This is a genomic window from Ruminococcus albus AD2013 (assembly GCF_000526775.1).
Taxonomy (GTDB): Bacteria; Bacillota; Clostridia; order Oscillospirales; family Ruminococcaceae; genus Hominimerdicola; species Hominimerdicola alba_A.
The window spans coordinates 2,905,744-2,919,089 of the sequence record NZ_JAGS01000001.1; the positions used below are offsets into that span (position 1 = coordinate 2,905,744).

A 13,346-nucleotide genomic window follows, 5' to 3' on the forward strand; every position below is an offset into this window, starting at 1 on the left:
CATGAGGTGAGAATATGTATCTTCATATAGGCAATGACTATATCGTAAACAGCAGAAATATAGTCGGCATATTCGATCTCGATAACAGTTCCACATCAGCCGATACCAGAGATTATCTGGCAAATGCCGAAAAGAATAAGCGCGTCATCTACTGCACCTACGAACTCCCGAAAAGTTTTGTGGTCTGTTTTGATGACAATGATCTTGAAGAAAAAGTCTACATCAGCCAGCTGAACTGCGCAACTCTCCTGAAAAGATATAAAGCATCGTTCAGATGATGTGATAATATATATAGCAATGATATAAACGATTATATATCCATGCAAACGAAAATTATTTCGTATGCAGAAAAAGCCTGACAGGCAGGAGGTAGTATAATATTGGATAACGAAAATATCAAGGAAGTTGAGGTAGTCGATACCGAATCTATCTCACAGATCGACAAAAGCAACAACTATGACGAAAACCAGATAGAAGTTCTGGAAGGCCTTGAACCTGTTCGTGTAAGACCCGGTATGTATATCGGTTCCACAGGTCCGAAAGGTCTGCATCACCTCGTTTACGAGATAGTTGACAACGCCATAGACGAAGCGCTTGCAGGTTATTGTACCGAGATAATAGTAGATATCCTGCCAGGCGATGTTATCAGAGTTGTGGATAACGGACGAGGCATACCCACAGGTATCCACCCGAAAGAGGGCATTTCCGCAGCGACCGTAGTTTATACCGTTCTCCACGCAGGCGGTAAGTTCGGCGGCGGCGGCGGATATAAAGTGGCAGGCGGTCTGCACGGCGTTGGTGCGTCGGTCGTTAATGCGCTTTCCGAATATCTCGAACTCACTGTATATGACGGCAAAAACGTTCATTTCCAGCGTTTTGACAGAGGTCATTACAGCGAACCCCTGAAGATCATCGGCGAGACCGACAAAACAGGTACCGAGGTCAAGTTCAAGCCCGATCCCCAGATATTCCAGGAAACTACCACCTTCGATTACGAAGTTCTGCTGAAAAGACTGCGTGAACAGGCTTTCCTCAACGCAGGCATAAAGATAGTTTTCTCCGACCTGAGAGATCCCGAAAAACCCATAAGTGAGGTTCTTCACTATGAGGGCGGTATCCGTCAGTTCGTTGAACATATCCATAAGACCAGAGGTGTTGAACCCCTCAGCGAGGACGTTATCTACATAAACGGCATGGAAGACGATATGTTCGCCGAGATCGCTTTGCAGTATAACGATACCTATAACGAGATAATACTCTCGTTTGCCAATAATATCCATACCCCCGATGGCGGTTCTCATGAGATGGCTTTCAAGTCAGCCCTGACTAAGATCTTAAACGATTACGGCAAGGCGCATAATCTCATCAAGGATAACGACGACGCACTTATGGGCGAAGACTGCCGTGAGGGTCTTACAGCCATCGTTTCCGTCAAGCTGACAAACTGCGAGTTTGAAGGTCAGACAAAGGGCAGACTCGGCAACCCCGAGGTAAGACCCTTCGTTGATAAGATGCTGAAAGAAAAACTCCGCAATTATCTGGAAGAAAATCCGGCAGTTGCAAAGGCTATCTTCGATAAGTCCATACAGGCGCAGAAAGCAAGAGAAGCCGCAAAGCGTGCAAGAGAACTCACCAGAAGAAAATCAGTTCTCGAATCCGCTTCCCTGCCTGGCAAGCTGGCAGACTGTTCCGAGAGAGATATGTCCATGACAGAGATATATATCGTCGAGGGAGACTCTGCGGGCGGTTCCGCAAAAGAGGGTCGTGACAGACGCTATCAGGCGATACTCCCCCTCTGGGGCAAAATGCTCAACGTCGAAAAAGCCCGTATCGATAAGGTATACGGCAACGAGAAGCTTATGCCCGTAGTCACCGCACTGGGTACTTCCATCGGTGAGGATTTTGATATCAGCAAGCTGAGATACGGCAAAGTCATAATCATGGCCGATGCCGATGTGGACGGTTCTCATATCCGTACCCTCCTGCTGACTTTCTTCTTCCGTTTCATGAGACCCCTCATCGAAGAGGAACACGTATTCATCGCACAGCCTCCCCTCTTCAAGGTGGAAAGAAACAAGAAAGTAAGATATGCTTTCACCGATGAAGAAAGAGATAAGTATATAGACGAGCTATCCGACGGCGGCAAACTCAAAGTCGCTGTTCAGAGATATAAGGGTCTTGGTGAGATGGATCCCGAACAGCTCTGGGAGACCACTATGGATCCCGAGCGCAGAACGATGATAAAGGTAACTCTCGAAGATGCTGTTAAGGCTGACGAGATATTCACGATACTTATGGGAGATAAAGTTGGTCCCCGTAAGGAATTCATCGAGAAGAACGCGGAGTATGTCAAGAACCTTGACGTATAATACTATCGGACAGGAGCGTACCTAATGGAAATAGATATATCCAAAAACGGCGGTAATACCGAGGAGACAATAGTAAAAACAGAAAAGGTCTATGAGAGGGATATCCTCGATAAAACAGAAGAGAATACCGAAAAGCCCGAGGAAGAAAAGGAATTCGTCCCCACAGGTGAACCTCTCACAGGATTTGATTATAACGTTAAAAACGAAGAGGAAGAAGAAGCCTTCACCATCTTCCAGAAAAAATATGTGTATAAGCGCAATTGGGTGATAACCGCACTTTTCGCAGCAGTATCACTGATGTTCGTTGCGTCTATCATAAAGAACCCCGAGGGCTATCTCAATTGGGTGCTGTGCTTTGTGTGCCTTGTGATGATATTCACCACATGGTTCAACACATTCCGCATCAAAAAATACCTGATGAAAGCACTTGCTTCCCTTGAAGATGATAAGTACCGCTTCACCCTCTATGACGACTGCTTCAAAATCGAAACAGTCTTCACCGAAGAGGAAATGCAGGCAGAGGACTTCACTCCCGTAAAGCCCCGTATCGTCAGGTTTGAGGATATCTCACTCAACATAATCGAGAATGCAAGACTTTTCATAATCATACTCAGGAAAGAGACAATCTACGTGCTCTCAAAGCGAGTTATAAACGAAAAGGATCAGTCACTTCTTAGAGATAAGCTGAAAGAAGTTCTCGGTGAAGATTATGAGGTAAGTGAGAACTGAAATTAACAGCATAAATTGCTTTTTATAAAAAGGAGCTGATAAAGTGGACGAATATAATCTTTTAAATCAGGACGTGGAAAGCATAATGAAGGAATCTTTCCTTCAGTATTCCATGGCAGTTATAGTATCAAGAGCTCTTCCTGATGTAAGAGACGGCTTGAAGCCTGTTCACAGAAGAATATTATATACTATGCATGAGAACGGACTTACTCCCGATCAGGCATACCGTAAGTGCGCCGATACCGTAGGTTCCGTGCTGGGTAGATATCACCCTCACGGTGACGCTTCCGTGTACGATGCACTGGTAAGACTTGCACAGAATTTCTCACTGAGATATCCTCTGGTTGATGGTCACGGAAACTTCGGTTCAGTGGACGGCGACCCGCCTGCTGCTTACCGTTATACCGAGGCTAAGATGGCTAAGATGTCAGTAAATATGCTGACAGATATCAAAAAGGATACAGTAGATTTCCAGCCCAACTACGATGACAGACTTCAGGAACCTGTTGTGCTGCCCTCGAGATTTCCTAATATACTCTGTAACGGCGCAGTAGGTATCGCAGTCGGTATGGCAACTAATATCCCTCCTCATAACCTCCACGAAGTTATCGAGGGCATGAAGATAGTTATCCAGAACCCCGATTGTACTCTCGATGAACTTATGCAGGCTATCAAGGGACCCGACTTCCCTACCGGCGGTATCATCATGGGCAGAAGCGGTATCAGAGCCGCTTACGGCACAGGCAGAGGCAAGATAACCCTCCGCTCCAAGACCTCCATCGAGGAGATAAAGGGCAGAAACTGCATCATCGTTACCGAGATACCCTATATGGTCAATAAGGCGAGACTCGTTCAGTCCATTGCCGACCTCGTAAAGGATAAGCGCGTTGACGGTATCCACGACCTGCGTGATGAAACAGGCAGAGACGGTATGCGTATCGTCATCGAACTGAAAAAGGACGCAAATCCTCAGGTCGTGCTGAATAAACTCTTCAGCTATACCCAGCTTCAGGACAGCGTCGGCGTTATCCTGCTGGCACTGGTAAACGGCGTGCCCAAGGTGCTGACCTTAAAGCAGATACTCCAGGAGTATATCAGCTTCCAGGTAAGCGTTATCCGCAGAAGAACAGAGTTCGACCTGAAAAAAGCCAAGGAACGCGAGCACATCCTGCAGGGTCTCGTTATCGCTCTCGATAATATCGACGAAGTAATCGAGATAATGAAGAACTCCAAGAGTATCCCCGAAGCTAAGCAGAAACTCTGCACCCGTTTCGGTCTTACAGATGTTCAGGCAGACCATATCGCCCAGATGACTCTCGGTCGTCTCACAGGTATGGAGCGCCAGAAGATCATCGATGAACTGGCTGAAATAACCGCAACAGTTGCCGATCTGGAAGATATCCTCGCAAATGAACAGAGAGTATATGATATCATCATCGAAGAAGTCGAAGCTATACAGGAAAAATTCGGCGACGAAAGACGTACCCAGATCGAGAACGTCAGCGGCGAAGTTGATATCGAAGACCTTATCCCCGTTGAGGAAAGCGTCGTTACTTATACCAATGTGGGATATATCAAGCGTATGCCCATAAGCGTGTATAAGGCGCAGAACCGCGGCGGCAAGGGCGTTACAGGCATGAAACAGCGTGAGGATGACTGCATCACCGAAATGAGCGTTTGCTCCTCTCATGATAATATACTCTTCATCACCACAAAGGGTCTTGCCTATAAGATGAAGTGCTACGAACTCCCCGAGGGTTCAAAGGCTTCACGCGGCGTTAATATCAAGAACCTCCTTGAACTTTCCGATGATAACCTCATCACAGCCATGATAAAGGTTGATGATTTCGATGCGGATAAGTATATCGTCATGGTCACCAAGAAGGGCAAGATAAAGAGGACTCCCCTCTCCGCTTATAAGAACGTCCGCAAGAACGGTCTTATCGCTATCGGTCTTGACGAGGGCGATGAGATAGCAGGCGTAAGACTTACAGAGGGCGATAACGAACTCATTATAGCTACCCATAACGGTATGGCTATACGTATCAGCGAGACCGATGCAAGAGTTATGTCCAGAACAGCCCACGGCGTAAGAGCGATAAAACTCCGTGATGGCGACTACGTTGTATCAATGGCACGTATCCGTGAGGGTGCAACTGTCCTGACAGTCAGCGAGACAGGTCTCGGCAGACGTGTGGCACTTGAAAACTATCCTATCCGTCACAGAGGCGGTCACGGTGTACTGAACTATAAGAACGGCGAAGTATGCGGCATAAAGGTAGTCGATGAAGAGGACGATATCATCATGATATCCTCCGATGGTATAGTTATCAGACTCCGTGCCTGCGATATCAGCGTCATGGGCAGATATTCCCGCGGCGTAAGACTGATGAAGGTTGCAGGCGAAAATAAGGTGGTAACATTCACCAGGACCGAACACGACGACGAAGCCGAGATAGCTGAGGTCGAAAAGGCAAGCGAGGAAGATATCCTCAAAGCTCAGGAAGAAGAAAAAGCAGAAGTCCTCGAAGAAGACACCGTAGCTGAGGATTGATGCCCGACAATATCCGTCTGAGATATGTTGGCTGTTTATACAGAACGTTTGCGGGGATTACTGAGGAAAACCTTTCTGAAGAAAGGTTGTTCCCAAGCATCACGAAGTCATGCTGGACTCCTTTCCAAAGACTTTTGCCTCTTTTTGGCAGGGGGCAGACATATTAATAAAGAAAGCGCAGTACGATAACATACTGCGCTTTTATTAGTGTAGCTGCCCCCTGCCAAAAAGAAATAGAAGTTTTCGGAAAGGAGTTTGAGGGAAATCCCTTTTTCAAAAGGGTTTCCCTCAATGGATCCCGCAAACGTTCTGTACAGAAAGCCAACATACCGCAAAAGGATATTGATGGGTAATTGATTATAGAAAATGTAAAATAGTGCTTGACAAAGAGATAAAAATGAGGTATTATATTATTGTATATAAATGTCTGAAATGTTACAAACGTTATATATAAATAGGTAGTAATGAAAGGAGAACAATTATGCCGAATTGTCCCGAATGTAATTTTCCATATGAGGAAGGTCAGGCTTTTTGTAATACCTGCGGCTGCAAGCTGCCTGTTACAATAAAGCAGAAGATATGCCCCGTATGCGGAAATACTTTACTTGAAAATACAAAAGTATGCAATATATGCGGAACTCCCGTAAGCGTACCACAGGATACCACCGCTGCCGAGGAACTCGCAAAGCAGCAGGAAGCTCTTAAAAATCCTACTATGGACGCTGTTGAGATACCTGTTATAACTGATGATATGCTCCAGAATGAGGAGCCCAATAAGGCTGATATGCCCACTATGGACAGCATATTCATGCCCGGTCAGGAACCTGCACCAAAGCCAAAGCCGGTACAGATGGCTAAGCCTGCACCCGCTCCTGCACCAATACCAACTCCCGCACCCGCGCCGATACCTCAGCCTGCACCGCAGCCCCAGTATCAGCAGCCCGTGCAGCCCCAGAATCAGTACCAGCAGACTAATCAGTATCAGCAGCCTGTACAGCCTCAGAACCAGTACCAGCAGACAAATCAGTTCCAGCAGCAGCCTGTACAGCCCCAGAACCAGTTCCAGCAGAACAATCAGTATCAGCAGAACCAGTTCCCCCAGAATAATGTGCCGATAAATAATGCGCCCATAAACAACGTTCCCCAGAACGGAGTAAAACCGGGTAAAAAGAGCTTTGCTCCCCTGATACTTTTCATCCTGATAATCGCGGTGATACTCGTGGACGTATTTGTACTGTTCAGAAAGCAGATATTCAAGGATAACAGTGCAAAGAAGAACGCAGCTGTTATCACTGTTACTGATGATATATTCTGATGATCGCAGAACAATTATCGGAGCATGAAAATGCTCCGATTTTCATTTCAAGGAGGAAGTAAATGTTTTATATCAACCGTATGGGCTGCAGTTGTAAGCATGACGGAAATTTTGTATTGGATCAGCCCCGCGGCTATGAGGGTCACCTCATGCTATTTGTCAAGACCAAGGCAGTATTCGTGATAAACGGCGAGACCATAAATGTTGAACCCAACACGTTTATAATATATGATAAAAATTCACCGCAGTATTATAAAGCCTGCGATGATGAGTATATCAACGACTGGATACAGTTTGAATGCAGCGAGGATATATCATCGGGTGTCGATATCAGGTACGATACACCTATATTTATCGGCGAATCCATCGACGTTGCAAGCTATTTCACACTTATCGCTGATTGCTATTACAGAAGAAATAATCTCCAGACAGCAGGCTTTCTCATCAAAGCACTGCTTTCAGAAGTTTTTTCGGAAAACGGCAAGCAGGAGGATTCAGGCATAGTACATTACCGCGAACTCCTCGACCTGCGCCGCAGGATATATGCCCAGCCAGCAGAGGAATGGAGCGTTGAAAAAATGGCACACCTGATAAGTGTCAGTGAACCTTATCTCCATCTGCTGTATAAAAAAGCTTTTGGTGTTACCTGTAATGCAGACGTTATCAACAGCCGTATCGAATCAGCGAAGCATTACCTCGCATATACAGATAGAACTGTTGAGGATATCGCATTTACCTGCGGCTATAAAAACGCCGTGCATTTTTCAAGACAGTTCAAACAATCCACTACCCTCTCACCAAGTGAGTGGAGGAAGAATAACTCCGTAGTGTGAAGGTAAATTCATAATTCATAATTCATAATTCATAATTGTTGGCAGGGCAACCACGAAGTTGGGTAAGAATGCCAAAGAGACAAAGCGCGCGGTCAAGCCTCGCGCTAGCAGGCTTGCGGGAGTTTGAGGGCAGAGCCCTCAATTCAAGGCACAAAACTAACGTAGCAATAAAGCAATAAACAGCAAATCAAACTAACCGCCCTGTCAAAAATAGGCGCGGCAATAAGAGTATTCCGAGCGTGGACAATCAACCGTCCACGCTCTTTTTCGGCGTCCGTAAATTATTGCCGCGCCCGAAATCAACGGCGATAGCTCGTTGATTTCTCGACCCGCAAGGGGCGATCTGATTCCGCAGTACTTGGGACAAGAGTGCCGCACTCTTGAAGTCCATATAACAGATAGCTGGATTATAATTTGGGGACGGTGTTTTGTTGGGCTGGTCGATGGTTTGATTTCGGGACATTGGTTTGTGAGTTTTCGCCCCTCTCTTCGTTCGGGTCGAGTCATCGGAAACGCTGTCGCTGTCCGATGACAGGCGCGGCAATAATTTTACGCACAAAGAAAGAGCGTGGACATTTGATTTGTCCACGCTCTGAATTTCGTTATTGCCGCGCCTTGTTGGTCGGAAGTTTGCTGTGCTATTATTGCTTGCTGTGCATTTTGCTTTTGCTCCTTGACCGAGAGACTCCGCCCCTCAAACTCCCCGCAAGCTTTTCGCGAAAAGCTTGACCAAAAGCTCTTCTCCTTGGCATTCTTACCCAACTTTGTTGTTGCCCTGCCAACAATTATGAATTATGAATTATGAATTATGAATTATGAATTATGAATTAAATTTATTCCGCTCCCTCAACAGGTACATAACAATCGTTGAACATCAGAAGCTCCCAGTAATTCTCACCATCACCCTCAGACTTCGCCAAAGATAGATACTTCATATCAGGGTCAAGTATAACTGCCCTGTGCTTTTCCGAGCTTATCCAGCTGTCAAATACTTCCCTTGCATTGCTGCCGCCCTTAGCAATGTTCTCACCACTGCGCCACCAGATAAGTCCCTCATCTGTCAGCACCGTGTTGTATGCATTCCCATCTTCACCGGGTCTTGTGTGACTGTAATCCTGTGCCAGTTCATCAGCCCTTACCTGCGATGCCTTGTCCAACTCGTCAAGTCCGTATACCATAGGCATATCGTACTGCTTCCTTATCTCGTTGACATAACCCAGCATCTCTTCGGTAAGCGCACTTATATCACCGTTAGCCGTAGCCGCTGCACCGTAATCTATCGGAGGTCTCTTAGCTTCAATATCCACCTTGTCGATATCTACCTTGATATCGGGATTTACATAATCATCCGTGTAACCGTAAGGCACAAGCTCCTGTCCGTTGATGTAAAGCACATTGCTCCACGATGTCGTCAGCAGATCATCACCTAGCCTGTATACATTGTAAAACAGACCATCGTTCACACCCTCGGTGTAGAAGCCCTCATCGTCAGCCTTGATCTTTATCTTAGCGCCTGTGCTGTCTTTCAGCTCGCATTCATCGGTGATCTTGCCGTCGTTGTCTTTCAGCCTGTACTTGCCCTTATCTGTACACTCAATAACGTAATCCTTGCTGAGTCTGTATGATGAAAATGACGTAGCCTTGTATTCAACAGGACTGCTGTCAATGTACAGCTTGCCGTCTTTCAGTTCGATCATGTGATTTTCATAAACAAATCCGGCCGCAGGCTGATCGTCTCTCGTCAGTACCAGCTTGCCGTCCTCTTTCGAGAACACTATCTCAGCACCGCTGTCATCCTGAACAGCTATGTCTTTGACACTGCTGCCGTTTTCCATAAAGGAGTAATTACCCTCGGTATCAGCAAATACTACATTTTCGCCGAAATCGATGGACTCACAGCTAAGCTCGGGTATCTCTGCCGAAAGTATCACTTTCTCACGGCCGTCCTCACCGATAACAGTTTCACCCTTTGATGAACTGCTGCTAGATGACTTGCTGTCATTCTTTGACTTGATATCCTTGCCGCCCTTTTTCTCAACGACAATTATACCAACACCCAGCGCTGCTACTACCGCCAGACAGATGATGTTTTTTACGTTTGCTGCTTTCTTTAAATTCATAACTTGTCCTTCTATCCTTAATTTACAAAAATTTCTTATCTTCTGACAACAATTAATTATACTCCTTGACCGAAGTTTTGTCAAGCCCTTTCGCACCGTTTTCAAAAACGGGATATCCCTGATATTTAAATTTCTTCCGTAAGCAGGTCACCCAGTTTTGAAAGTATCGCTTCAGCATCAGCTTCTTTAGGTATCATCAGTTCAACCTTTACTCCGCCGTCACGTTCTTCCTTAGCTTTTACATCACACGGAGATAAAACATTTACAGACATCACAAACTCATACAGGAAAGGTCTGAACTTTTTAACAGATTTTTCCCGCATATTTTTTTTGAGTGCCGCTTCTTCTTTTTTTGCACGAAGCTCAATATTTTTTATCTCGTCTTCCAACTCTCTTACCGAAAGCCCTTTTTCGACGACCAGCTTTGCAAGTTCTTTCTGATCTTTTTTATCTCGTCCCAAAAGCACTTTCGCATGACCAAAGGATATCTCACCTCTGTCCACCATGTCACTGACTTCGTCAGTAAGGTCAAGCAGTCTAAGGGAATTCGCCACCGCCGAGCGGGACTTTCCTACCGCCTTTGCCAGCTCTGCCTGTGTCATTCTGTAACTGTCCATCAGATTTTTGTAAGCCTTAGCTTCTTCAATAGGCGAAAGATCCGCCCTCTGTATATTTTCAATCAGCGCCATCTGCATGGTCTGTCTGTCGTCAAGTTCCTTTATGTATACAGGCACTTCCGTCAGACCCGCCAGTCTTGAAGCCCTCCATCTTCTCTCGCCCGCAACTATCTGATAGCCGCCGTTTTCGAGAGGTCTTGCAAGTATCGGCTGAAGCACGCCGTTCTCCTTTATACTGTCCGCCAGTTCGGAAAGCTTATCATCATCAAATATCACTCGCGGCTGATCCTTGTTAGGTTCAAGCAGAGTGACCTTTACCATAGTAATGCCGTTGCTGCTTTCCTTTTCGGGGGCAGCACTTATTTCGGGCTGAGTGTTTTCTGCAAACAGCATATCAAGTCCCGAACCCATTCTGTTTTTCTTTGCCATTTATTTATCCTTTCTGTATCGCTTTGCAGGTCATAATATCATTTTTTCTTGCTGATTTTCGTTCCTGTGAAAATGTTCCACGTGGAACATTTTCATGTTCTTGAACTCCGCTACATAATTGTTCCACGTGGAACAATTTTCTAATGTCACAAAAATTATTTGTCCTTACGCTTCTTTTCGCGTTTCAGAATTTCCTTTGCCAGTTCTTCATATGCCTTTGAACCCTTGGCTTTTTTATCGTAGTATATGGCAGGCTGACCAAAACTAGGTGCCTCGGACAGTGCAACATTTCTCGGTATTGAAGTTGAAAAAACTTCCTTTGGAAAATGCTTTTTGACTTCGCTTACTATCTGCCCTGTTATCTTGTACCTGTCAACGCACATGGTGAAAAGTATACCCTCGATTATCAGCGACTTGTTCCATGTCTGCTTCACTCTGTCGATGGTGTTATGTAACTCCACCAGACCTTCCAGCGAGAGAAATTCACACTGCAAAGGTATCAGCACCGAGTCAGCCGCCACAAGCGCATTTATCGTCAGCATATCCAGCGTCGGCGGACAGTCGATAAGTATGCGGTCATAGAATGCCTTAGCTTCTTTCAGCTGATTTCTCAGCTGATAAGCCCTGTTTTCCATAGTCATCAGCTGAACAGCCGCACCCGCCAACTCCTGAGTTGTCGGCACTACCGACACCCCCCTGAAAGCAGTTGCACACACAGCTTCAAACAGAGAACAATCCCCCATCAGCACATCATACACGGTATTGCGTATGCTTCTTTTTTGTATACCATAGCTTGTGGTGGTGTTGCCCTGCGGGTCAAAATCTATAATAAGGACCTTTTCTCCCCTTGCACCGAAAACTGCGGCAAGGTTGCAGACCGTCGTGGATTTTCCCACGCCGCCTTTCTGATTTGAAACGGCAATTATCTTACCCATAGTATCTCCTCTTTCAGAATAATTCGTGTTTTTATTATACAACATTTTTGCTGATTTGAAAACCCCTTTTTGAAAATTTCTGCGTTTTGCACGTACTATTATATATCCTTCTGTAAATGTTCCACGTGGAACATTTTGCCGTGCTTTGATTTTAGTGAGAAGATTGTTCCACGTGGAACATTTTGTCGTGCTTTGATTTTAGTGAGTTAAATTGTTCCACGTGGAACATTTTATGCTGACGTTTATTTATTTCAATCGACAAACGTTCCGCCAAAAAAAGTGAATGATGTCACACTGAAAAGACAAGGGTATTAATCTGTCGGCAAAAAACGAAATATTCTCCGTATAAGTATATGGAAAATCTGCCGCGGCTGTGGTACAATCTTCTTAATGAAAAGGAGGAGCGATGATGAACAGGATAACGGATTTTATCACAAAGGCTTTTGTGGAGATGCAGGAAAGTCCCGAAGAAGAATTGCGGGAACTGGGAAAAGTAGTTGAAATAAACATCGGCGATATAAGACCGAACCCGTCTCAGCCGCGGAAACATTTTTCAGCCGAAGAACTGACGTCCCTTGCAAAAAGCATAACCGCCAACGGTATTATACAGCCGCTGACGGTAAGACGGAGCGATGAAAATATTGAACTGATATCGGGCGAGCGAAGACTAAGGGCGGCGAAGCTTGCGGGGCTGAAAACCGTTCCGTGTATCATTATCAAAGCTGACCGCGGAAGGTCGGCGGTGCTGGCTTTGCTTGAAAATATCCAGCGCAGCGACCTTAACTGTTTTGAAGAAGCAATAGCCATCAGCGCACTTATCGACGGCGGGGAAGTCACGCGGGAAGAAGTTTCCATCAAGCTGGGCATGGCACAGTCTACCATTGCCAACAAGCTCAGACTTTTGAAACTCAGCCGTGAAGAACAGCAGCTTATTATCGAACACGGTTTGACAGAACGTCACGCCAGAGCGCTTTTAAAACTTGCAGATGACGAACAGAGAAAAGTAGTGCTTGCGAAAACTATCGAGGGCGGCTGGACAGTTGACGCTTTGGAAAAATACATAGCCCGACTTGAAAGGGAAGAACTGAAAAAATCGAGCTATGAAAAACGCGCCGTCATGCTGAAAGATGTCAGGCTGTTTTTCAACTCCGTCAACAAGGCAATGGAGGTCATGAAACTTGCAGGCGTTGACGCAACTGCAAAACGCATCGACAGGGAAGACTGCATAGAGTATACCATAACGATCAAAAATTCAGGGGGCTGATTTTCAACAGTTCGGGGCTGGGGTGTTGAAAAATCTGGGTGCGAAAATGGGTCTGCTTTTGGGCGGGAGTTTTCAACGTTGCGGTGTTCGTGATGTTGAGAAATGTTCCACGTGGAACATTTTATTTTCAAAGTCATATCGTCACGAAAACACGCAGAGTTTTCAACATAAAGAACACCGA

The 13,346-nt window shown here is 45.7% G+C and carries 10 protein-coding genes; 7 read left to right on the forward strand and 3 right to left on the reverse strand.

Going from position 1 to position 13,346, the window contains the following annotated elements; translation table 11 throughout:
• Positions 1 to 14: 14 nt before the first annotated feature.
• From remB to N773_RS0113005, 6 genes are all read left to right on the forward strand, one after another.
• Complete coding sequence (gene remB, locus N773_RS0112980; protein WP_024858176.1) at positions 15 to 278, forward strand: extracellular matrix regulator RemB; 264 nt, start codon at positions 15 to 17, stop codon at positions 276 to 278.
• 102 nt (positions 279 to 380) lie between these two features.
• Positions 381 to 2,369 (forward strand): DNA topoisomerase (ATP-hydrolyzing) subunit B, encoded by a 1,989-nt coding sequence (gene gyrB, locus N773_RS0112985; RefSeq protein ID WP_024858177.1) that lies wholly within the window; start codon positions 381 to 383, stop codon positions 2,367 to 2,369.
• Between the two features lie 24 nt (positions 2,370 to 2,393).
• On the forward strand, positions 2,394 to 3,098 hold the full coding sequence (locus tag N773_RS0112990) for a hypothetical protein (protein ID WP_024858178.1): 705 nt from the start codon (positions 2,394 to 2,396) through the stop codon (positions 3,096 to 3,098).
• A 43-nt stretch (positions 3,099 to 3,141) separates the two neighbouring features.
• Complete coding sequence (gene gyrA, locus N773_RS0112995; protein ID WP_024858179.1) at positions 3,142 to 5,652, forward strand: DNA gyrase subunit A; 2,511 nt, start codon at positions 3,142 to 3,144, stop codon at positions 5,650 to 5,652.
• Positions 5,653 to 6,133: 481 nt separating this feature from the next.
• Positions 6,134 to 6,967 carry a zinc ribbon domain-containing protein gene (locus N773_RS0113000; protein ID WP_024858180.1) on the forward strand — a complete coding sequence of 278 codons (834 nt, stop codon included), beginning with the start codon at positions 6,134 to 6,136 and terminating at the stop codon, positions 6,965 to 6,967.
• A 62-nt stretch (positions 6,968 to 7,029) separates the two neighbouring features.
• Positions 7,030 to 7,800 carry an AraC family transcriptional regulator gene (locus N773_RS0113005; RefSeq protein WP_024858181.1) on the forward strand — a complete coding sequence of 257 codons (771 nt, stop codon included), beginning with the start codon at positions 7,030 to 7,032 and terminating at the stop codon, positions 7,798 to 7,800.
• Positions 7,801 to 8,633: 833 nt separating this feature from the next.
• On the opposite strand, the gene N773_RS0113015 is transcribed toward N773_RS0113005, so the two are convergent.
• From N773_RS0113015 to N773_RS0113025, 3 genes are all read right to left on the reverse strand, one after another.
• Entirely contained in the window at positions 8,634 to 9,920 is a 1,287-nt protein-coding gene (locus N773_RS0113015) for a CAP domain-containing protein (RefSeq protein ID WP_024858183.1), read from the reverse strand.
• Positions 9,921 to 10,045: 125 nt separating this feature from the next.
• On the reverse strand, positions 10,046 to 10,966 hold the full coding sequence (locus tag N773_RS0113020; protein ID WP_024858184.1) for a ParB/RepB/Spo0J family partition protein: 921 nt from the start codon (positions 10,964 to 10,966) through the stop codon (positions 10,046 to 10,048).
• A 155-nt stretch (positions 10,967 to 11,121) separates the two neighbouring features.
• The gene (locus N773_RS0113025) at positions 11,122 to 11,901 is read right to left on the reverse strand and encodes a ParA family protein (protein ID WP_024858185.1); all 780 of its coding nucleotides are present in this window, start codon (positions 11,899 to 11,901) and stop codon (positions 11,122 to 11,124) included.
• Between the two features lie 409 nt (positions 11,902 to 12,310).
• Here N773_RS0113025 and N773_RS0113030 point away from each other — a divergent pair, with 409 nt between their 5' ends.
• Positions 12,311 to 13,165 carry a ParB/RepB/Spo0J family partition protein gene (locus tag N773_RS0113030; protein ID WP_051454288.1) on the forward strand — a complete coding sequence of 285 codons (855 nt, stop codon included), beginning with the start codon at positions 12,311 to 12,313 and terminating at the stop codon, positions 13,163 to 13,165.
• The last annotated feature ends 181 nt before the right edge of the window (positions 13,166 to 13,346 follow it).

What these genes read in the sequence shown, in the direction of transcription:
- remB (WP_024858176.1), top strand. Translation starts at nt 15, where the DNA reads ATGTATCTTCATATAGGCAATGACTATATCGTAAACAGCAGAAATATA.
- N773_RS0113005 (WP_024858181.1), top strand. Translation starts at nt 7,030, where the DNA reads ATGTTTTATATCAACCGTATGGGCTGCAGTTGTAAGCATGACGGAAAT.
- N773_RS0113020 (WP_024858184.1), bottom strand. Translation starts at nt 10,966, where the DNA reads ATGGCAAAGAAAAACAGAATGGGTTCGGGACTTGATATGCTGTTTGCA.
- N773_RS0112990 (WP_024858178.1), top strand. Translation starts at nt 2,394, where the DNA reads ATGGAAATAGATATATCCAAAAACGGCGGTAATACCGAGGAGACAATA.
- N773_RS0113000 (WP_024858180.1), top strand. Translation starts at nt 6,134, where the DNA reads ATGCCGAATTGTCCCGAATGTAATTTTCCATATGAGGAAGGTCAGGCT.
- N773_RS0113015 (WP_024858183.1), bottom strand. Translation starts at nt 9,920, where the DNA reads ATGAATTTAAAGAAAGCAGCAAACGTAAAAAACATCATCTGTCTGGCG.
- N773_RS0113030 (WP_051454288.1), top strand. Translation starts at nt 12,311, where the DNA reads ATGAACAGGATAACGGATTTTATCACAAAGGCTTTTGTGGAGATGCAG.
- N773_RS0113025 (WP_024858185.1), bottom strand. Translation starts at nt 11,901, where the DNA reads ATGGGTAAGATAATTGCCGTTTCAAATCAGAAAGGCGGCGTGGGAAAA.